General features: G+C 35.7%; 23 protein-coding genes and 1 riboswitch. Of the genes, 9 read left to right on the top strand and 14 right to left on the bottom strand.

Translation table 11 applies throughout. The features are described 5' to 3' along the window. Positions 1-135 precede the first annotated feature (135 nt). The 3 genes from LC095_RS16255 to LC095_RS16245 form a co-directional block, all read right to left on the bottom strand. On the bottom strand, positions 136-666 hold the full coding sequence (locus tag LC095_RS16255) for an HD domain-containing protein (RefSeq protein WP_026559006.1): 531 nt from the start codon (positions 664-666) through the stop codon (positions 136-138). A gap of 260 nt (positions 667-926) precedes the next feature. Next, positions 927-1,925, bottom strand: a complete 999-nt coding sequence (locus tag LC095_RS16250; protein ID WP_226529135.1) for a sensor histidine kinase — start codon at positions 1,923-1,925, stop codon at positions 927-929. Between the two features lie 379 nt (positions 1,926-2,304). Next, entirely contained in the window at positions 2,305-3,057 is a 753-nt protein-coding gene (locus LC095_RS16245; protein ID WP_226529134.1) for a (S)-benzoin forming benzil reductase, read from the bottom strand. Positions 3,058-3,234: 177 nt separating this feature from the next. On the opposite strand from LC095_RS16245, the gene LC095_RS16240 reads away from it, so the two are divergent. The 3 genes from LC095_RS16240 to LC095_RS16230 all read left to right on the top strand — a co-directional run bounded on the left by LC095_RS16240 (position 3,235) and on the right by LC095_RS16230 (position 6,011). Next, positions 3,235-4,467 (top strand): PucR family transcriptional regulator, encoded by a 1,233-nt coding sequence (locus LC095_RS16240; protein WP_226529133.1) that lies wholly within the window; start codon positions 3,235-3,237, stop codon positions 4,465-4,467. Positions 4,468-4,593: 126 nt separating this feature from the next. Beyond that, the gene (gene ald / locus LC095_RS16235; protein WP_226529132.1) at positions 4,594-5,727 is read left to right on the top strand and encodes an alanine dehydrogenase; all 1,134 of its coding nucleotides are present in this window, start codon (positions 4,594-4,596) and stop codon (positions 5,725-5,727) included. Positions 5,728-5,837: 110 nt separating this feature from the next. Continuing rightward, complete coding sequence (locus tag LC095_RS16230; RefSeq protein WP_226529131.1) at positions 5,838-6,011, top strand: YjfB family protein; 174 nt, start codon at positions 5,838-5,840, stop codon at positions 6,009-6,011. A gap of 410 nt (positions 6,012-6,421) precedes the next feature. Here LC095_RS16230 and LC095_RS16225 read toward each other — a convergent pair whose 3' ends face one another. Then, positions 6,422-7,021, bottom strand: coding sequence for a sulfite oxidase-like oxidoreductase (locus LC095_RS16225; protein ID WP_226529130.1), 600 nt, complete (start codon positions 7,019-7,021; stop codon positions 6,422-6,424). Positions 7,022-7,132: 111 nt separating this feature from the next. Between LC095_RS16225 and LC095_RS16220 the strand changes: the two genes are divergently transcribed. After that, the gene (locus LC095_RS16220) at positions 7,133-7,720 is read left to right on the top strand and encodes a biotin transporter BioY (protein ID WP_226529129.1); all 588 of its coding nucleotides are present in this window, start codon (positions 7,133-7,135) and stop codon (positions 7,718-7,720) included. A 177-nt stretch (positions 7,721-7,897) separates the two neighbouring features. Here LC095_RS16220 and LC095_RS27120 read toward each other — a convergent pair whose 3' ends face one another. Next, positions 7,898-8,443, bottom strand: coding sequence for a DUF6241 domain-containing protein (locus LC095_RS27120; protein WP_226529128.1), 546 nt, complete (start codon positions 8,441-8,443; stop codon positions 7,898-7,900). Between the two features lie 246 nt (positions 8,444-8,689). On the opposite strand from LC095_RS27120, the gene LC095_RS16210 reads away from it, so the two are divergent. Next, positions 8,690-8,857, top strand: coding sequence for a hypothetical protein (locus tag LC095_RS16210; RefSeq protein WP_226529127.1), 168 nt, complete (start codon positions 8,690-8,692; stop codon positions 8,855-8,857). A 25-nt stretch (positions 8,858-8,882) separates the two neighbouring features. On the opposite strand, the gene LC095_RS16205 is transcribed toward LC095_RS16210, so the two are convergent. After that, positions 8,883-10,217 (bottom strand): Na+/H+ antiporter family protein, encoded by a 1,335-nt coding sequence (locus tag LC095_RS16205; RefSeq protein WP_226529126.1) that lies wholly within the window; start codon positions 10,215-10,217, stop codon positions 8,883-8,885. 257 nt (positions 10,218-10,474) lie between these two features. After that, positions 10,475-10,557: riboswitch (cyclic di-GMP riboswitch) on the top strand. Between the two features lie 65 nt (positions 10,558-10,622). On the opposite strand from LC095_RS16205, the gene LC095_RS16200 reads away from it, so the two are divergent. After that, the gene (locus tag LC095_RS16200; protein ID WP_226529125.1) at positions 10,623-10,970 is read left to right on the top strand and encodes a hypothetical protein; all 348 of its coding nucleotides are present in this window, start codon (positions 10,623-10,625) and stop codon (positions 10,968-10,970) included. 77 nt (positions 10,971-11,047) lie between these two features. Continuing rightward, positions 11,048-12,034, top strand: a complete 987-nt coding sequence (locus LC095_RS16195) for a ketoacyl-ACP synthase III (protein WP_226529124.1) — start codon at positions 11,048-11,050, stop codon at positions 12,032-12,034. 90 nt (positions 12,035-12,124) lie between these two features. Here the strand turns inward: LC095_RS16195 and LC095_RS16190 are convergent, their stop codons facing one another. Then, complete coding sequence (locus tag LC095_RS16190) at positions 12,125-13,630, bottom strand: leucyl aminopeptidase (RefSeq protein ID WP_413467497.1); 1,506 nt, start codon at positions 13,628-13,630, stop codon at positions 12,125-12,127. Between the two features lie 305 nt (positions 13,631-13,935). Here LC095_RS16190 and LC095_RS16185 point away from each other — a divergent pair, with 305 nt between their 5' ends. Beyond that, positions 13,936-14,415 carry a divergent PAP2 family protein gene (locus tag LC095_RS16185; RefSeq protein WP_216776432.1) on the top strand — a complete coding sequence of 160 codons (480 nt, stop codon included), beginning with the start codon at positions 13,936-13,938 and terminating at the stop codon, positions 14,413-14,415. Positions 14,416-14,471: 56 nt separating this feature from the next. On the opposite strand, the gene LC095_RS16180 is transcribed toward LC095_RS16185, so the two are convergent. The 5 genes from LC095_RS16180 to LC095_RS16160 all read right to left on the bottom strand — a co-directional run bounded on the left by LC095_RS16180 (position 14,472) and on the right by LC095_RS16160 (position 17,781). Further along, positions 14,472-15,170: a 3D domain-containing protein gene (locus LC095_RS16180; protein WP_226529181.1), complete on the bottom strand. Its 699-nt coding sequence runs from the start codon at positions 15,168-15,170 to the stop codon at positions 14,472-14,474. 176 nt (positions 15,171-15,346) lie between these two features. Continuing rightward, positions 15,347-15,667, bottom strand: coding sequence for a YuiB family protein (locus LC095_RS16175; protein WP_078431289.1), 321 nt, complete (start codon positions 15,665-15,667; stop codon positions 15,347-15,349). Positions 15,668-15,742: 75 nt separating this feature from the next. Continuing rightward, positions 15,743-15,868 carry a YuiA family protein gene (locus LC095_RS16170; protein ID WP_169908055.1) on the bottom strand — a complete coding sequence of 42 codons (126 nt, stop codon included), beginning with the start codon at positions 15,866-15,868 and terminating at the stop codon, positions 15,743-15,745. A gap of 153 nt (positions 15,869-16,021) precedes the next feature. Continuing rightward, on the bottom strand, positions 16,022-16,507 hold the full coding sequence (locus LC095_RS16165; protein ID WP_226529122.1) for an NUDIX domain-containing protein: 486 nt from the start codon (positions 16,505-16,507) through the stop codon (positions 16,022-16,024). Between the two features lie 59 nt (positions 16,508-16,566). Continuing rightward, positions 16,567-17,781 carry an NAD(P)/FAD-dependent oxidoreductase gene (locus LC095_RS16160; RefSeq protein ID WP_226529121.1) on the bottom strand — a complete coding sequence of 405 codons (1,215 nt, stop codon included), beginning with the start codon at positions 17,779-17,781 and terminating at the stop codon, positions 16,567-16,569. A gap of 378 nt (positions 17,782-18,159) precedes the next feature. Here LC095_RS16160 and yumC point away from each other — a divergent pair, with 378 nt between their 5' ends. Then, a complete protein-coding gene (gene yumC, locus LC095_RS16155; protein ID WP_226529120.1) occupies positions 18,160-19,152 on the top strand; it encodes a ferredoxin--NADP reductase 2 in 993 nt (330 codons plus the stop codon). A 49-nt stretch (positions 19,153-19,201) separates the two neighbouring features. Here yumC and LC095_RS16150 read toward each other — a convergent pair whose 3' ends face one another. Together LC095_RS16150 and dapF are read right to left on the bottom strand one after the other, a co-directional pair. Then, a complete protein-coding gene (locus LC095_RS16150) occupies positions 19,202-19,564 on the bottom strand; it encodes a HesB/IscA family protein (RefSeq protein ID WP_026559023.1) in 363 nt (120 codons plus the stop codon). Positions 19,565-19,660: 96 nt separating this feature from the next. Further along, positions 19,661-20,521 carry a diaminopimelate epimerase gene (gene dapF / locus LC095_RS16145; RefSeq protein WP_226529119.1) on the bottom strand — a complete coding sequence of 287 codons (861 nt, stop codon included), beginning with the start codon at positions 20,519-20,521 and terminating at the stop codon, positions 19,661-19,663. Positions 20,522-20,660: the final 139 nt, after the last annotated feature.

Raw genomic sequence — 20,660 nt, 5'->3', positions numbered from 1 at the left:
ATTCCTATACTTTGCTTATTTTGCTATCTTCATCTTATCTTCTGTTATTCTTTCAGTCAAACATTCAACAGCATATCCTCGGAACACTTGGATACTGAAAAACAGACCTCTGTTGGGTCTGTTTCATTGGCTGGACTAAACAGATTGGCGATATTCAGACATAATCTGCTCAATCTTATAATCCAAACGTTCTATTTGTTTAAAAGCATCCTCATACTTCATCTTGCGGTAATGATGTTTACCAAATGGTTCCTCATCCATTTCATCTGCCAGTCGAACAATTTGTTGTAATGTGTTTTTCTTCATAGAATTTTCCGGTAGATATGAATCCGTATGCAGGAGAATCGCAAGAGCAATTTCCTTGGCATATTTCCGGTCCTCTCCAAGCCTGATTAAGAGCTTATGAGCACGCTCAGCACCTTTAATCGCATGGATATCATTTTTGACATAAGCATCATAATCCCATTCTCCATTGGTATACCATTCATAATGTCCAATATCATGAAGCAATCCCGCCTTAGCGGCTAGGTCAGGATTTACATCATACTTATTAGCGAGCTGAACAGCATATTGGGCAACTGTAATTGCATGTGAAACACCTGAACGGGTTAAATATTTTTGTGCAATAGGATGTGTAAATATATCGATTAAGCTTACTCGTCGCATGGTAACCCTCCTATTTTTTTCATGTTGGTCAATCTTACTATATACATATAACGCTATACGTTTGATATTCAGAATAATCTAACACATTTATAAAACTTCTTCAAGGAATTTGTTATTTTATCTAACGTTTTTCCCTGTTAATAAAGGATGCTTTTATTATTTATATGATACGAATTAAATTTTGTAACTTTCCCTTCTAAAAAAGGGTCTTACTTTGATTACGGAATAAAAAAAGAAACTACATTTGCAGTTTCTTCAAGCTAAGGTTTATATGGTATTTTCACTTCGAATAATGTTGAATATTTGTTTGATTCCACATTAATTGTACCGCCATATTTGAGTACAACTTGTTTCACAATACTAAGTCCGTCTCCCCTAGGAACTCCTTTCTTTTCCGCTTTGGTCGAATAGCCCGCCTGAAAAATTTTGTTAAGGTTTTCCTTTGAAATGGTCGGCCCAATATTCTCTACTCTAAAGATATATTTATTTTGAGTAACACGAGCTTCAATATTGATGAATCTCTCAGATTCAAGTCCTAAAAGTGTGGCATCAAAGGCATTATCTATTAAATTCGATAATATTTTAATTAAATCAATCGTATGTATATGCTTAAACAAATGATCATCAACATGGAGGTGCATATCAACCTTTTCATTTTGTGCTCTTGCCCACTTGGACTGGAGCAATATGAAGAGTGCCGGATTTTTGATGACAACAGGTAATTCCATTGTTTCTACTTCTGTTGTTAATGAGTTCACATATTCATATGCCCGATCTTCCCGGCCAATCTTCATTAATCCCTGAATAACTTGAATATGATTAAGAAAATCATGACGGATCGATCGCATTGTATGGAGCATTGACTGAAACTCACCCTGGTAGGTCTCCTCTGCATCTCCGACCTGGGAGTTCACTTTTTTTCGGTACCAAATTTGAAAAGCTATAAAAATACTAAAAGACAGCAGAACTAACACACCACTCATAATGAATGAGGGAATACTTTTTTGCATAACATCCCGTTTTACCTTCTCAACTGATTCATGTGTTAACTCCACATCTAGGGACCCATCAAATCCCTCTTCACTCTTTTTTCTTTCTTGAATTTTTAATAATTCCTCTAAACTAGCAGTATCCCAAAATTCTAATTCCTGGTTTGAAGATGGCATCGCTAAATGCCCAATTGTCAGATCGATCGTTTTTATCGTATTTAGATAAGTAGCATACAAATTAAATGCTGAAAACACCATGATAAGAAACATGGTTACAGAGATAATGACGGCATACTTTTTCTTTTTACTTTGTCTAATTTTCAGCCACCTCTGTCCCTCGAACTTATCCCTAATGAAAAACTCTATCAAATCAATATCTATAGTTAATATACAACAGTTGACATTTTATAGGGTAATTTTTTCTTTATTTTCTAATTTTTTATACGATCACAAATATATATGAATTTTATGGATGATAGTATAAGAAAAACTAAGGCTTTCGCCATTAGAACTTGGCGACAAGCCAAGTTTTTCTAATCATAAAGGAAAATGGGATATTAAGGAAGGCTATATCCCTAAAACTCTTTCTAAATGATCATTATACAGCAAAAATAATCCTTTTGTCATATCTAAAAATAGAACTTTAAACCTACAAGAATTCTTTTATATCATATACTCTTCCATTTTCTAATGGACCAGATAAAAGATTCATTAATGTCTTTGCCACAAAACTCGGTGAACGAAGCAGCCCTTTTTCATGATATTCCTCGAATTGATCGAGTGATGAGAATTCACTCTTTGTTGCTTTTCTAATTGTTCCTTGCATGTCTGTATCCATAATACCCGGAGAAAATGCAATTGATGTAATATTTGTTCGGTTCTCTTCTTGTTCAACCCCAACCGTTTTAGTATACATATTTAGTCCGGCTTTGGTGCTACAATAAGCACTCCATCCTGGTACCGGTCGATTCGCTGCTCCCGATGTGATATTTACAATCACAACATTCGCAGAGGTCCCTTTTGTTTCGCGAATCAAAGCCTCACTTATTAATATCGGTGTTAATAGATTCAGATGAACATGCAGGATTAACTCCTCTTGCTTAGCATTACCTGCTCCTTTAATCGGATTTACCGTGCCGGCGTTATTAATCAGTGTAATTTTGGGTGCATGATCGATATCCATCATGGAGAGTAGTTGGTCTATTATCTCAGAAAGCTGTTGTATATCTGACAAATCACATTCAATAAATGATAACGGTATTTGTTTTTCTGCTGCGATTTTTTCAAGCTTTGTGTTGATGGTTCTTGATAAACAAATGATCTTGCAATCTTGATCATTTATTTCCTTTACAATCGCTTCACCTAACCCTCGAGAGGCGCCAGTTACAATATAATAATTCATATATGTCAGCTTCCTTTCATTTGGATTGTCCTTCCAATTCCTTCTTCTTTTTAGCACATGCTACCAAGGAATGCAAGAAGTTTCATTCCTCACATTTGCCTTTGACAAACTAGAGCCTTAATACTAAGCTAAAATCAACATATACATATATAAATTGCTAAATAAAGTAGGGATAACATGACAGGATTTTCCAAGGATCCATTTAACTATCATTTTGAACGCCTTGAGGATGTAGCAGAAAAGATTAGTGAAGTCCTTCAATGTCCAATTACAATAGAAGATGTAAATCATCGACTATTAGCATACAGCACCCATGATGACAGAACCGATCCTGCCCGAATCTCCACTATAATAGGTCGAAGAGTTCCTGAAAAAGTCATTAACAGCTTATGGAAAGATGGAACCATTCCAAAACTCCTTCATACAGATGAGCCTATACGAGTTAAAAATATTGATGAGGTTGGTCTTGGAAATCGCATCGCCATTTCTATTTGGAAAAATGATGAGGTACTGGGTTTTATCTGGGCTTTGGAAATTGAAAAGCAGCTCGAGCAATCAGACTTGCTTCTTTTGAAAAAAGCGGCAAGAGCAGTAAAAAATAAAATGCTGAAATTACAAGTTCGTAAAACCAAGAAAGAAGAAAGGAATCAAGAATTTTTTTGGAAGCTCCTCACTGGTCATGTCTCATCAGAGCATGAAATTACTCAAAGTTTCCATGAACTAAATTTACATGTCCCCTCTCCGTTTTCAGTAGTCATTTTTAAGTTTCCTCAGGAAATAAATGAAGAAGCAGAAAAGAAACTTTCTTACCTGCTCCAAACCACTCAGCAGGTAACAATTCTTTTATATACATTTGATTTTGATGAACTCATCATTTTATTATCGGCAAAGAGTTCTGCACCTCTAACGGATATCAAACATTTTACTTATTCTACTATTCGTCAGCTTAACGAAAGATATCAATTAAAAAATGTAACGGCAGGTATGGGTGGCATTTTTTCATCACCGGTCTTTATTGAAAAAAGCTATAAAGAAGCGGTAGCTGTACATTCACTAAAAAAAAGATTTCCTAAAGAAACAACGGAATTAACGAGTTTTTCCGAACTTGGCTTTTATCAGTATTTGGATATTTTATACAAACAACGAAAAGAATCAGGTCATCAGCACTATTCCCTGACAAAATTAAAAGAATACGATCAACGGCATAGTACAAATCTTGTTCACACACTAGAGGTGTTTCTTGACCATGACAGCAACGTCCACGATGCTTCAAAAGCACTTAACATTCATATTAATACACTAAATTATCGACTAAAGAGAATTTCAGAAATCGGTGAACTAAATCTTAAAAATATGAACCAAAAGATCACCATCTACTTACATTTAAAGCTCGATCATATGCCTTTGTGATTTTTCACAAAAGAATTCAAAACCTTTCTCGTTTTTAAACAAAGATATTTATATAATTTTTATTTATACTTGCTTTATTAATTAGAAATTATATAAATATTGCGTTCAAAGGAGGAAGGTTTATTTATGATTATCGGGGTTCCAAAGGAAATAAAAAATAATGAAAACCGGGTAGCCTTAACACCTGGAGGGGTAACACAGTTAGTTACGTTTGGTCATCGAGTCTTAATTGAAGATCAGGCAGGTGTTGGAAGCGGTTTTGAGAATGAGGATTACAAACAAGCAGGTGCTGAAATTGTAGATAACGCTGAAAAAGTATGGGGAAATTCCGAAATGGTTATGAAAGTAAAAGAACCTCTGCCGTCAGAATATGCATACTTTCGAAAGGGATTAATTTTATTCACATATCTACATCTTGCAGCAGAGCCTGAATTAGCCCAAGCATTAAAAGATCGTGGTGTAACAGCAATTGCTTATGAAACAGTTACCGTAAATCATGCATTGCCATTGCTTACCCCAATGAGTGAGGTTGCCGGACGGATGGCAGCACAAATTGGAGCGCAATTTCTTGAAAAACCTAAAGGCGGAAAAGGAATTTTATTAGCAGGTGTTCCCGGAGTGAGTCGTGGGAAAGTTACGATTATCGGGGGTGGTGTAGTCGGTACAAATGCAGCGAAAATGGCGATTGGCTTAGGTGCTGATGTGACGATTATTGATTTAAGTGCAGACCGTTTACGTAAATTGGACGATATATTTGGTACACAAATTAAAACATTAATGTCAAACCCAATGAACATTGCAACATCTGTAGCTGAAGCTGATTTACTTATTTGTGCGGTATTAATTCCAGGGGCTAAGGCACCAACTCTCGTTACGGAAGAAATGGTCCAAGCAATGAAACCGGGTTCGGTCATTGTTGATGTTGCGATCGATCAAGGCGGAATCGTTGAAACCGTAGACCATATTACAACACATGATAACCCAACATATGAAAAACACGGTGTCTTACATTATGCGGTTGCTAATATGCCTGGAGCTGTTCCACGTACCTCAACAATTGCTCTTACAAATGTTACAGTACCATACGCATTACAAATGGCCAATACAGGGGCATACCGGGCGATTAGTGAAAGTCCTGCACTTCAAGCCGGAGTGAATGTTATGGACGGGGAAATCACATATAAAGCTGTTGCTGATGATCTTGGATTTATATATAAGTCAGTTACTGAAGTTTTAAAAAGAGAACATTTAATGAAGTAAATAATAGATCAATTTTAAAAACTGTTAAAAACAGGTTTAATTAGATTTCACTTCACTTTTCCTTCATCATCTGTGTTGTTTGCCGATACAAATGATAAGGGGGTGAAACCTTGGATATTGCAGCCTTATCAATCGGATTAAATCAAGCATCTCTAAATCAAAATGTGAGCATTGCATTAGCTAAAAAAGTAATGGAAACTTCACAGCAAAGTAATGAACAACTGTTGAAAGCTATGGAAGCCCCACACCCCAATTTAGGGAAAAGCATTGACGCAAAAGGTTAAATCAGAAGTCCCTGTATGAATATGGGGACTTTTGAAATCCTATTAATCCTCATTGGAGACAAAAACCTTCCCTAAATGTCGAAATTCCACTAACAATTCCCCTTATAATCCATCCATTCTTTGGAAAAGCTGATGTTATCAGGTAAGACTAGACACAATCATCATCTCAGCATAGTTGCTCTACTATTCATCCACGTCTTGCCTGTAAGTGACTTTTTATCCTACTTCCCCTACTCTTTTTAATAATGATATCGTATATTTTATAAAAGCATTTTTATCATTTCTTGAAAATCAATGAACAATTAATAGAAAAATTAATAGTATAGTACAACCTCCGAATTATTTTTTGACAGTTATCCTTCGATAACTGTCTTTTTTACATCATATATTAACTTCCTTTGCCCTATCCCTCAATCAAAACTGTACCTTTGCTCAAGCCAAGGGTCTCCCTCCATATGATAGCCGTTTCTTTCCCAAAATCCGGGATGATTATGCTCTGTAAACTGTATTCCTCTTATCCATTTTGCGCTCTTCCAAAAATAGAGATGAGGAATAACGGCTCGAAGCGGAAAACCATGCTCCTTAGTTAACAGTTCATTGTTAAAGCTATGAGCTAGTAAAGTTGTTTCTCTCATAAAGTCATCAATTGATAGATTAGTCGTCCATCCTTCTTCTGCATAGAGAATAACGTATCTGGCATGTGAGTGAACAGTAATTCCTTCTAATAAATCTACCGTTTTAACGCCCTGCCAACATGCATCTAATTTCGACCACCCCGTAACACAATGAATATCATTTATTTGTTCTGACTGAGGGTATTCCTCTTTTAGCTCCTTTAACGTAAGAAGCTTAGGATAATCGACTAATCCATAAATTTGTAAATTCCACTTACTAATATCATCATAGTAAGGAACATTTCCCGTATGTAAAACTGGAAATGTCGTTGTAACATTTTGATTTGGTGGAACCCTTCCGGAAGGATGTGTTTTTTTCTGTTTTCCAAAATACATGACAATACCTCCATCACTCCATTATGTTAACTTTCGTTAAAAATAAGTTGACAATCTTTTCTGGATTATATTATTCTTTTTTTAAGGATTTGTTTAGAAGGGGGAAATACAATGACACGAAAATTAACTACATACGATATTTCATTAGTCGGTATGTTTGCAGCACTAATGGCTATTGGTGCTAATATTACTTCTTGGGCGCCATTTCTTCAAGTAGCAGGTGTTCCATTATCAATGCAGCCTTTTTTCTGTATATTAGCAGGGCTTTTATTAGGAAGCAGGCTTGGTGCATTGTCAATGATTATTTACGCATTAGTTGGAATTGCAGGCGCGCCTGTTTTCGCTCAGTTTAGCGGTGGAATTAGTGTGATTTTCCAAAGCACCGGCGGATTTATTTTATCTTATATTATTGCCGCTTATGCAGCCGGTAAAATTCTGGAGGTTAGTAAAGAAAAGAAACTGACTGTTTTCATGGCTGCCTCATTTGTAGGAATTGTTCTTATTTATATTGTCGGGACAACGTATATGTGGCTTGCCTTAAATGTATGGTTGAATGTTCCGATGTCATACGGTGCTGCTTGGGGAGTTATGGCATGGTTTATTGTGAAAGATGTTGCTTTTACAGTTTTAGGCGCACTGCTTGCTCCCCGTATTTATTATGCTGTGACGAAGGCTGTTAATAAAAGAATTGCTGCTTAATTTATAAAAAGCCTTTGTCAATGACGAAGGCTTTTTATAAAACCTTGTGTTTTTAATGCAGTAAAGGTGAAAATTAGTTCGTTCCATTGCGCTCCACTATAGAGTTAAATTATTATTCAAATGCAACAATCTTTATAGAAATCCTTAAGAAAAACAATATAAAGTGCATTGCTCTATTTATTTAATACTTTCATCATATCTTTCTAAGTATTGTTGCTCTTGTTCTTCGGACATGATACCGGTAGCTTTTCCGATTGTTCCTCCTTGAATGTTCCAGATGACATTGTGATCTTCATCAGCTTGTGAGAAATCGCCTTCCTTCCAGCGGGTTAATATGTCCATCATTACTTCCTCATGTTCATATTGACCATTTTCTACAACATTGAATAGAAACAAGATTCGCTCATCTGTCATTTCGTAATGTAGCCACTTTTCATCTGCAATTACCTTTTGATGAGACATTCCGTGCATATAATTAAGAATATCACCTTCAGATAAAGATGCCTGCTCACTTCCAAACGGGTTTTTACTCAATACTACTTCTTCAGATACAACCTCCTCTGGAGTTTTCGCGCTTTCTTCAACGTCTTCTACCTTCTGTGCAGTTGTTGGAGTTGTTTTTTGATTCAACATATCATAAAGAATATACCCTAAAAATCCGAAACAAACAGCAACAACTACTACACTAGCTATTATCCACTTATGCTTTTTTATCCAAGACACGATAACACCCTCCTAAGAAGTACTTTACTTGTTAGCTTAATCAATAGCTTATCTATCAAAAGAATATTGATTCTATAAGATACAGATAGTCTAGTATCATCATACAATGGATAAATTAGGTTAAACAAGAAAAGACTTTGTCGAAATAAATCAGATTCATATTTTTTACTATTCTGTTCTATTATATGTATAATGTTTACTAGTTTTGGTTATAAAAATAGTAGAGTATATGAAAGAGGTGTGAATATGAAAACATTAGTTGTAAAAAAATATTTCTTAGACATAAAAGATAGAGAAGCATTCGAGAGAGAGATACTGGAGCACCATCCCGAATTGATGGAGTCGATACTTGGATGGGATGACGAAGAATTGGTGGAACATTTACATATATTAAAAAAAAACTTGGTAAAGTAAAACCAAGTTTTTTCTTTATGTTCTTCTATAGTATGATAGCTGCGATCCAACCGAAAATAATAAGTGGAATATTATAGTGAACAAAGGTCGGCACACATGTATCCCAAATATGATGATGATTTCCATCTGCAGCTAAACCAGATGTTGGGCCAAGTGTACTGTCAGATGCAGGTGAGCCTGCATCTCCAAGGGCTGCGGCTGTTCCTACTATTGCAATTGTTGCCATTGGGCTAAATCCTAACTCCAGACATAGTGGAACGAAAATAGTCGTGATAATAGGAATTGTTGAAAAGGATGAACCAATCCCCATTGTGATGAGAAGACCAACAATTAACATTAACAATGCACCAAGTGCCTGATTACCATTAATTAGCCCGGCAGCATCTTCTACAAGCTTTTCAACATGTCCAGTTTCTTTTAGCACACTAGCAAATCCTGATGCTGTAATCATAACGAAGCCAATAAAGGCCATCATCTTCATTCCGTTTGTCATCATTGCATCTGCTTCATGACGCTTTAGTACACCACCAATATATAATATACTTAAGCCGGCTAACGCACCAAAAATCATCCCTTCAACCTCAAGCTTTTGAGATAAAAAGAGTTGAACAGAGAGTGATACTAATATGGCGAGAACAGCAATAGTAATACTTCTTTTTGTATACACTTGTGTCACTTGTTGCCCTGATATTTCACGGGTTTCATATTGTCTTTTTTTACGATAAGTAATGAACACTGCAATAAGCAGGCCACACACCATGCCAATAGCCGGGATGGCCATTGCTGTTGGAATAGAAGATAAGGAAACAGTTAATCCACTCTCCTGCATATTCGTTTGCATGATCCCGTGAAAGATGGCTCCAAACCCAACAGGTAAAAACATATATGGCGTAATTAATCCAAATGTCATAACTGCTGCAATTAATCGGCGATCTACTTCAAGCTGATTCAAAACTTTCAAAAGGGGTGGGATAAGCACCGGGATAAATGCAATATGTACCGGTACCAGATTTTGAGAAAAGATTGCCATCATTAAGATTAAAAATACAATAAGTGCCTTAGACAACGTTTTTCTTCTCGTTTCTCCCTCACGACCAACAATTTTTATCACACTAGAAACCATCGCATCAGGTAATCCTGTTTTCGTTAGTGCAACAGCAAATGCTCCTAGTAAGGCATAACTAAGCGCTACAGTAGCATTTCCACCTAATCCGTTTGTAAATGTCTCAATCGTTGCGGATAACCCTAAACCACCTGTTAGACCACCTATTAAAGCTCCAATCACAAGAGCAAAAACAACATTTATTCTTAATAAACTTAAAATCAGCATAACAATTACTGCTATTATGACTGCATTCACCGTCAATACCCCCAAAATCCTTTAGTTTGCTAATATAGTAGAGAAATAAAACATCGGAATTAAACTTAACATATTTGGTTGAAATCTGTCAATTAGTATATCAAGATATTAATTTTAAACCATACAAGTCTCCGGCACCTAATTAAAATAAAAACCCTTACATCTTCTTTATTTAATAAATCTTTACCTTTTTATATTAAAATCCTTCCAGTTTGTCCGATATAAACACTGGTCAAGTTTAACATTAGTAATTTTTGGCTATAAAACGGCAAACTTATTGAAAAATAAGGACGCAAAACTATGGGTCTAAGGCAAACGCTATGACTGCCAAGTTGCAAATGCTAATTTTATTCCCTTCTTGGTTGTTCATCTTAGATCCTCGCTACAAAAGAGAGGAGACATACAATGTCAAAAGGTAGTTATGAAATTAAAGTAAATCATGGTGCAAAAATTGTGGAAATGTATATTGGCGGTACATTTACTCCAACAGATGTGCAAAATTTTGTCAGAGATTATCAAAAAGAGGTTTCAGCTATTAACGCTCCTGTTTTTACTCTAGAGATCGATTGTTCTTATATGGACCTTCTTAAACAAGAAATGATTCCAAGCTTAGAAAATTCCTACAAGATGTATAAGGAAGCCGGATTCAAAAAAGTTATTTTTAAAATTAAACAAAATCCAGTTTTAAAACTTCAATTAAATCGCCTTGCAAAAAATACAGGATTAACCAATGCTGAAATATTAGAGGGTTAATAACTTTCAGGATGAATCAACGTACTATACCTTGACTCATCCTCTTTTTTATTTCACACATATAGGGGGAATACACTTTGCAATACGTAAAAATACATTCTGTTGATATTTATCACCCAACAAAAGTGGTTGATAACACATATTTTATCAATCATTTTCAACAGAGAGAAAAAGATATTACACGGTTTCTTGATCATATGGGAAGAAAAAAACGTTATTTCATTGATAATCCAGATGAGAATAGTTTAACGATGGCAATTGAAGCAGCCAAACGGGTTCTTACTAGAGCTAAAATGAGTGGAAAAGATATTGATTTAATTATGTTCTCATCACAAATTCCTGAATACACATTTCCTACAAATGCAACATATTTACACGATGCTATTGGGGCTGGTTCACAAACCATTCTATTAGATTCAAATGCCAATTGCGCCGGTATGACTGTCGCTGTCGATTATACATCAAGGTATATGTTAACAAGTAAGAATATCAAAACTGCCTTAATAGTTGGGTCAGATTATAACTCTATCATTAGCGATCCTGAAGATGAAATAACATTTTCAAATTATGGTGATGCAGCGGCTGCTGTTATATTAGAAAAAACGGATGTTGAAACAGGGTTTATTGACTCCATTTATTTTACAGACTCGATTAATAAGGATAAAATTTTATATCCCGCAAAAGGCTTAACCAATGTTCTCAAAAACAAGGAACCAGGAAAGTATATCAAGTGGCTCCCTTTTGATGGTAATATCGCCCTGCCTCCTACTTATGAAATGATCCAAAAACTATTGGATCGTCATAATTTACAAGCAAGTGATATCAGTTGTTATTGCTTTTCTCAATTTTCTTTAGCTAATATTTTAAAAATACAAGAGAAATTTGACATACATGATAAACAAATTGTTTATGTTGGTGATCGGTTCGGATATACGGGTACCTCCAGCCCGTTTTTGGCCTTACACGAAGCAATAAATAGGGGAACTGTTAAAAGAGGGGATTATATTTTATTTTGGACAATCGGTTCCGGATACCAATTAGTATCCATGTTATTCAAATATTAATAGACGTGTAAAAATATCACGAGTGACAGATACATCTTGTAAGTAACTGCCACTCGTGTTCGCCACCAAATTATCTATACTTAAATACTGTTATTGACCAACTTCAAACCTCTCAACAAATGTTGCTAATGTTCTCGCCATTACACCTGTTGCCCCTGATGGACCAAGTTCGCTTTCTTTTGACGTTGTTGCTGTCCCCGCAATATCAAGATGTACCCATGGTGTATGTTCAGCAAATTCACCAATAAAAGTTCCTGCCATTATTGCATGCCCTTCTCGACCGGGTGAATTATTCAGATCAGCCATTTTACTATTTCGAACTCTTTTTTTATCGTTTTCCGAAATCGGCAAACGCCAAACAGGCTCATCACATTCATGTGATGCTTGAAGAACTTGTTCAAACATCTCTTCATTATTTGTCATAGCACCAGTCGTTTCAGTTCCTAAAGCAATGATGACTCCCCCTGTTAATGTGGCTACATCAACTAAGTAATTCGCTCCATGGAATTTAGCATATGTAATGCCGTCTGCTAGAGCCAAACGACCTTCTGCATCTGTATTTAGGACCTCAATCGTTTTACCGCTTAAAGAAACAATGACATCATCGGGCTTAAATGCTCCTCCACTAATCATATTGTCTGTTGATGGAATAACAGCTACAACATTTTGCTCAGGCCTTGTTTCACCAATAATCTCCATTGCTCCAAGTACTGCTGCGGCACCACCCATATCTGTTTTCATGCCAACAATTCCATCCTTAGGTTTGATAGAGTAACCACCCGTATCATAAGTAATTCCTTTTCCAACAAGTCCAATAACATCTTTCCATTCTTCTTTTCCTTGATACTTTAACACAATCATTTTTGGAAGCTCTTCTGATCCTTTGTTGACAGCTAACAGAGCCCCCATCCCAAGACGCTCCATATCTTCCTTTTCAAGAATCTCATACTCAAAATTGTATCTCTTCGCAAGCTCTACAGAATACGAGGCTAATTCTGTCGCTGTTAACAGATTAGGTGGCATATTCGTCAGTGTTCTTGCACTGTTTGTACCTGTCCCAAATGCATAGCCAACCTCGAGACTTGATTTTATTTCATCCAGTTTTCCATTCTCTGAAAAGATATAAACCGTTTCAATCTTTTTTTCAGGTTCATTAGATTTTAGCTTATAATCTAAAATTTTATATGTCGCGAGGACAGAAGCCTCTGAAAGAGCGTGGGCAATATCATTTGTGTCATTTTCTTCATTACGAAAAGAATCCAGTGCAATGGCAATACTTTGATGTTTTGCCTTTTGAAGAGTTTGAAATAACTCTCCAAATGCTCTCTTTAATCGATCAAAGGTTAGGTTCTCCTCTTTTCCCAATCCAACAAAGTAAATACGTTTAAAAGAATGCTTCCCCAGGGTATGTAGCTTAGTAATTAATTTGTATTTTGTTTGCAGGTCTCCGTCTTTTAATAACTGAGATAGATCACCTTGGAGTTGTTCATCGATCTCACCAGCTAACCCTATTAGTTTGCTTGTTTTTTGATATAGTCCAATAACAAGTGTTTCTTGATCTTTGATTTGCTCTAATTGATGATGTACTTTAAATATCATCTCTGCACCTCCATATATGTATACAGTTTCATTTTAAAGCACAAAGTTTAAAAAGTATAATAAGGTGTAAAAGAATAAGTGAAAAAGGTTTTCTAAACAAATTCTTTTCATGAGTAGAAGATGCAGGATGGTTATATGCTATAATGAAGAAAATCTTTTTATCCCATTTTTCTATCTATTTACAGTTTAGAGAGGTTTTATGATGTTGAATCTAGGGCATTAGATCAAGGTGAAATGACTCCAATCACTCTGTTTAAATAGATAAATACCTCGTTAGAATGCAGAATGAAAGGAGCATAACATTGGAATTACTATATAATTTTCCCTTACTCGCTTCTCTGGCGGCTATTTTCTTTGCACAATTCGTTAAAGTTCCGATCTACTTTATTGTTTCCAAAAAATTGGATTGGTCTTTAATCACGAGTACAGGAGGAATGCCGAGTTCGCATTCAGCAGCTGTTACTGCCCTTTCAACAGGTGTTGCACTTGATCATGGCCTGGATTCCTCCATCTTTGCTATTTCGGCTGTATTCGCCATTATTACCATGTTTGATGCAACCGGAGTCAGAAGACATGCTGGTGAGCAAGCGACTGTACTTAATCAGCTTGTATTAGATTTCAATAAATTCGTTGAAGAAGCAAAGGTTTGGCCTAAAAAGGCTGAGCAGGATAAACAAAAAAAATTAAAAGAACTGCTTGGTCATCAACCAATTGAAGTATTTTTTGGGGGATTAACAGGTATATTACTTGCATTATTATTACATTATCTTTTTATGATGTAGATTCAGGGCTAAAACGAAATGATTTATACATAAAAAAAGCTAGTGGCTGCGTGCCATTAGCTTTTTGTTTTACTTTTTATATATTTTTGCCTAAATACCTGCATAGATTCTTCTTCATTTAAATTTTTCAATTGTTCTTCTGTTAATGTTCCCTCACCCATTTGTACAACATAAACATCCAATTGTTTTTTTCCCCAGCTATTATATACGTCTTTTACTGTTTCATAATAGAGATCCAATCGGTTCCCTTTAATTGCTCCACCTTTATCAGCTACAACTCCATAGCCATATCCAGGAATGAAGATGATTGTCCCTAAAGGGAATACGTCTAAATCAGCTGCAACCGTTGAATATAGGTCACGTTTTACTTTAACACCTGAATATGTAATTCCATAGCTTGGATGATTAGGGCTTTTACCTGTTGATTCTACACCCGCTGTATATCCTGTAGCCACTACTTTTTTCACCGGGTATTGTGACCAATCAATAGCCTCTTCTAATGACATATCTTGATTTACCGCCTCAACACGTGAAGATATCTTTGTTTGGACAGTTGGTTCACTATTCATTGTCTTAAATGTGAGACCTAAAACACGAAATGTACCACTTTCTTCACCAACTGCATGATCTTTAGCATACCATTTGACCACATCTTTTGCTTCTACTCCGGATATAACTTCAAAAGTTGTAGTTAGTGCACAAAGAAATAATATCGACATGAAAAGCCTTCTACACACTCTTTTTATACTGATCATATCTTCCCTATTCACTCCTCTCACAAATCTATTCGTTCCCAATTTGTTGAGGAAATATTCATTTTTAACAGGAAACATACTTTACCAGTTTGAAAGCCCCTCCCTTATTTTTTTAAAAAAACGCAACAAAAGGGCTGATCTTCACATTGTTGATGATCAGCCCTTTTGTTATGTTATTAAAACATTTGGTAACCTCTTTTTCGAAGCATTTTAATGATTATGCCTGAAAGAATTGCTCCAATTAGTCCTGAAGATAAAATCAGTATGTCAGCTAAAGCTAATGACAGAATTTTATTTCCTAAAGCTGAAAATGAGGCACCGGGTTTTTGAAAATATTCTATAAATCTTACATTATCTATAATAAAAATACAGACAATCGGGTACACAATTGCCATAATCCAAGACATGCGTAAGAGCATATTTAATAAAAATCCAATACCGAAAAATAAAACTAAAAATAATAGCATTGATATAAGTAAAACAGGTAAGCTTAACATGTCTATCACCTCCATTACACCATTTTTAGTGTACTGAACAAAAGATAGACAGTCAATCATAACTAAGTGAACGTTTTATGACTTCTTCCCTGTTCCCTCACAGCTATTACAAGTTTCGGAGCCACCTAAGATCAATTGAAAATATCCTTTTCCATCACAGTACGGACATTCCTTCGTCTCTACCTTAGTTGTTGTACTCATATACTGTCTCTCCTTTAGAAAATAAATGGTTATAATACAATATACCAATTATTCTGACAATAATAAAGGAAGAAAATCTAACACAGATGTTTATGTAAGCGAATACAACATATATTTCCTTTGAATTTCTTTACCTTGCTTATTTTTAGAAAATTACAAAAATAAAGTGTAAGAACTATATCCAAATTGATTCCCCGGATGGAAGTGATCATATTTAATTAATTCCGGCTTTATATTTCTATTTGCCAAATCTTTAATCAAATTCGATGAATCACGATTAAGGACTAATTCTTCTGGTAGCATGAAGATTACTTCCTCCAGCTCTTTATCTTGAATAATAATATCCTTTGTTATGGCAGTTAAAGAAAAAATAATCATGTTATCACTTATGCGGTCTTCAATTACACCTGACCTAATCCCAGCTACTCCATTAACGGTAGCTGTAATTCCTGTCTCTTCTTTAATTTCTCTTAATACTGCTTCATCAATCGTTTCACCCTGCTCGACAAATCCGGCAGGAAGAGACCAAAGTCCTTTTAGTCCACCATACTTTTTTTTAACAACAAGCCACTCACCATTCTCATTCTCCACAATACCTGAAACAGCTAGCCAGACATTTCCCCTTTTAGAGTGACCCACCTTTCACCACTTCTCCTTTTTAAAAAGGACAAGAGCAAAAGCTCTTGTCCCCAACTAAATTATAAAATATTAAATTTACCTTTTTTCAGCACTAATGAAGGTCCACCAACCATATATAATGCACGGTTATCGATCATTTTCTTCATAAATGATGCTTTTGTTCCAACAAGTTTTTTACCAAACACAACACCAACTGCATCATCTTCACCAAGGGAAGCTACAGATCCTTTAATGTCTGGTGTAAAAGTACTCATTTCTCCGCGTCCACGAATGGCAACTGCCAAGTTTTTCGCACAAGTTTCACCTTGTTGCATCGCAATTTGAGCTGTTGGAGGATATGGACGATTAATTTCTTCGTTGATAATTAATGAACAATCTCCGATGATGAATACTTCATCATGTCCTGGAGCACGTAAGTATCCATCAACTTTTACACGGCCACGCATGTTTTCAAATCCGGCTTCTTCCACAACGCTGTTACCACGTACACCTGCAGCCCATACAACCGTACCTGCTTTAATTGTTTCAAGCTCCTCACCTTTTGCAACGATGATTCCATCTTCGATACATTCTTTAATAGCTGTACCGATCATGAATTCTACACCTTTCTTTTGAAGGTGATTTACAGCATAATCAACCAACTCAGGATCAAATCCAGGGAGTGCTGTTGGTGCTGCTTCAACACAAAGGATACGCACTTTCTTGAAATCAATATCATATTCTTTGCAAAGCTCAGGAATTCTGTTTCCAAGTTCACCTAAGAACTCGATACCCGTGAATCCAGCTCCACCTACAACGATAGTTAAACGCTCATCTTTCTTCTCTGCTTCCATATTGTATGTTGCAAATTGGTATTCAAGATGCTCACGTAATTGTCTAGCTGAGTCAATGCTTGTAATTCCAAATGCAAATTCTTTTAATCCTTTAATACCAAATGTTTCAGGATGTGCACCTAATGAGATTACTAAATAGTCATACTCAACCTCACCGTTTTCCAACACAACTTTTTTCGCTTCTTTATCAATAGAAACAACTGTGTCTTTCACAAACTTCACACGATTATTGTCAATAATATCTTTAATTTGATAGCGAGCTCGATCGTGATGTAGCGTACCTGCTGAAGCTTCATGTAACCATGTTGTTTCATAGTGATAATCATTTTTATTCACTAACGTAATTTCTGCTTCATCAATACTGATTTGTTTTTGTAAACGAGTAATTGTAATTAATCCACCATAACCTGCACCTAAAATAACGACTCTTGGCTTTCTCACCGATACATCCACCTTTTCCTTAGAATTGTTGTCAAATTCGAATAATGTTTATTACTATAATCCACCGAATCACAACATTTTATTTAGTTTAAGAGATAAAACTTTGTGAAATGATTCACTTACCAAAACACACGTTGGTTATTTTCTCTTAGAAATACATATAAATATATATAATTACGCCTATACTCCATATTATCTATACTATCATTTTTTTTCAAGTAGTTTTTTCTTACAAGGTAGTATATTTTTTTTTGAAAATATACTATAATTTAGAATATTTCGCCATTTTTAAATTATAAGTGCAAAGTTTGTAGGACATGAAATAACAGAGCTGGATATGATAAGATTCTTGCATAGATAAATAAAGGAGGATGTTTTGTGAAAGAAGATACGAAAGTTTATGATATAACCATTATCGGGGGAGGTCCTGTAGGATTATTTACAGCTTTCTATGGTGGAATGCGACAAGCAAGTGTCAAAATTATTGAGAGCCTTCCACAATTAGGCGGACAGCTTTCTACATTATATCCTGAAAAATACATATATGATGTTGCAGGCTTTCCAAAAGTAAGAGCTCAGGAACTTGTAGACAATTTAAAAGAGCAAATGGGGCAGTTTTCCCCTACAATCGTTCTGGAACAAGCAGTAGAACAACTTGATAAACAAGCAGACGGTGTATTTAAGCTTACCACTAACAGTGAGGTTCATTATACAAAAACAATTATTATTACGGCTGGAAACGGTGCGTTTCAACCTAGAAAACTAGAGCTTGAGCATGCTGAAAAATATGAAAGTGAAAACTTACATTATTTTGTAGATGATTTAAATAAATTTGCTGGTCGAAATGTAGCAATCCTTGGCGGAGGTGATTCTGCTGTTGATTGGGCACTAATGCTAGAACCTATTGCTAAAAATGTAAAATTAATTCATCGACGCGATAAATTCAGAGCTCATGAACATAGTGTTGAGCTTTTAAAAAAATCAAACGTTGATATTGTTACACCATTTGTCCCATCAGAGGTTATCGGTGAAACAGCCATTACCCAACTAGTTTTAGAAGAGGTAAAAGGTGACCGTAAAGAAGTGATTGAAATTGATGACCTTATCGTAAATTACGGCTTTGTTTCTTCGCTTGGTCCAATTAAAAATTGGAGTTTAACTATCGAAAAAAATTCTATTGTGGTTAATTCGAAAATGGAAACAAATATTGAAGGAATTTATGCTGCCGGAGATATTTGTACGTATGACGGTAAAGTGAAGCTAATTGCGAGTGGATTCGGAGAAGCACCAACGGCTGTAAATAATGCAAAAGCCTTTTTGGATCCAAAAGCACGTGTTCAACCTTTACACAGTACCAGCCTTTTTAATTAACTATAAGAAAAAAACGACTACTGAATTTTCAGCTAGTCGTTTTTTGATGTTAACATTCTTCAGGTGTACCAGTATTCGTTGCTGTTCTGAAAGATGAACCACATCCGCATGAAGCAATCGCATTTGGGTTATCGATGGTGAAGCCCCCGCCCATCATGGACTGCTTGAAATCAATAATCGTACCATTTAAAATTGGGGCATCTTCTTTTTTGATAAGTACTGTCATTCCATGCTGTTCTAGAACTTGATCTTCTTCACTAATCTCATGCTCAAAGCCCATACCATAGGAAAGGCCACTGCAGCCTCCACCCTTGACTCCCACACGAAGATAAGCATTTTCTTCCTCATGTTCTTTCATCATATCTTTTATCTGAAAAGCAGCTGCTTCTGTAATTTTTACAATATCGCTCATTTAATATACCTCCTTGCTCTTTATGAAAGGATCTATTTATAGTATACATCTAATAGCACTCATCACTCAAATAATTCACTCAAGAGGTAACAGACATTATCGTCTCAAGAAAAAAGTACCTGTACACACAACTTCTGCAGGACCAGTCATTAAAACTGTACCTGTTTTTGTCCAGTTGATTAGCAGATCTCCTCCCGCAAGATGGACAGTCGTTTCTTCTCCTTGGGAAGTATGTCCATTAAGTACCGACGAAACTACTGCAGCACATGCTCCTGTTCCACACGCTTGTGTAACACCGGAACCTCTTTCCCATACTCTAAAATGAAGCTCATTTTTTGATACAACTTCTACAAACTCTACGTTTACTCCCTCAGGGAAACGTTCATCTTTTTCTACAATAGGACCTAGACTTGTAACAGGGGCTTGATTAATATTATCTACATAAAAGATAAGATGTGGATTTCCCATTGAGACTGCTGTCGCCTGGTAAACTTCACCTGCAAATTCCATCGGTTCATTGATCATTTTTTCTTGATTCTCGCCTGCCATTGGTAGATCTGCCTTAAGTAATCTTGGTTCCCCCATATCAACTGTCACTAATTCGACTAAGTCATTGTTAACATGCACTTTTGCTTCAACAAGCCCTGATAATGTTTCGATTTTGAATGTTTCATTTGTTACTAATTTATGTTCGAATGCATATTTAGCAACACATCTTAAGCCGTTTCCACAATTTTTCCCTTCAGATCCATCATTATTAAAAATCCTCATTTTTACTTCCGCTCGGTCGGAAGGGCAAATGAGAATTAGCCCGTCTGATCCAATACCTGTATAAACACTTGATACTTGCCTTGCAATCTCTGGTAAAGATTCTTCCTTAAGCTGTTCCTCAAAAAGATTCACATATATATAGCTATTACCCAAACCGTGCATTTTTGTAAATTGAAAAGAACTCATCATGCGCCTCCAAAACTCTTTATTTTTACTAGTATAAGACGATAAAAGTATGAAAACAATAAAAATATCCCCCATTTATTAAGTAAAAGCTTCCTGTATAGCGCAGGAAGCTTTTACTCAATGACTTTTTACCTACAAA

The sequence above is a fragment of the Metabacillus niabensis genome (assembly GCF_020524345.1).
Taxonomy (GTDB): Bacteria; Bacillota; Bacilli; order Bacillales; family Bacillaceae; genus Metabacillus; species Metabacillus niabensis_B.
This window is presented reverse-complemented; position numbering and strand designations above follow the sequence as displayed.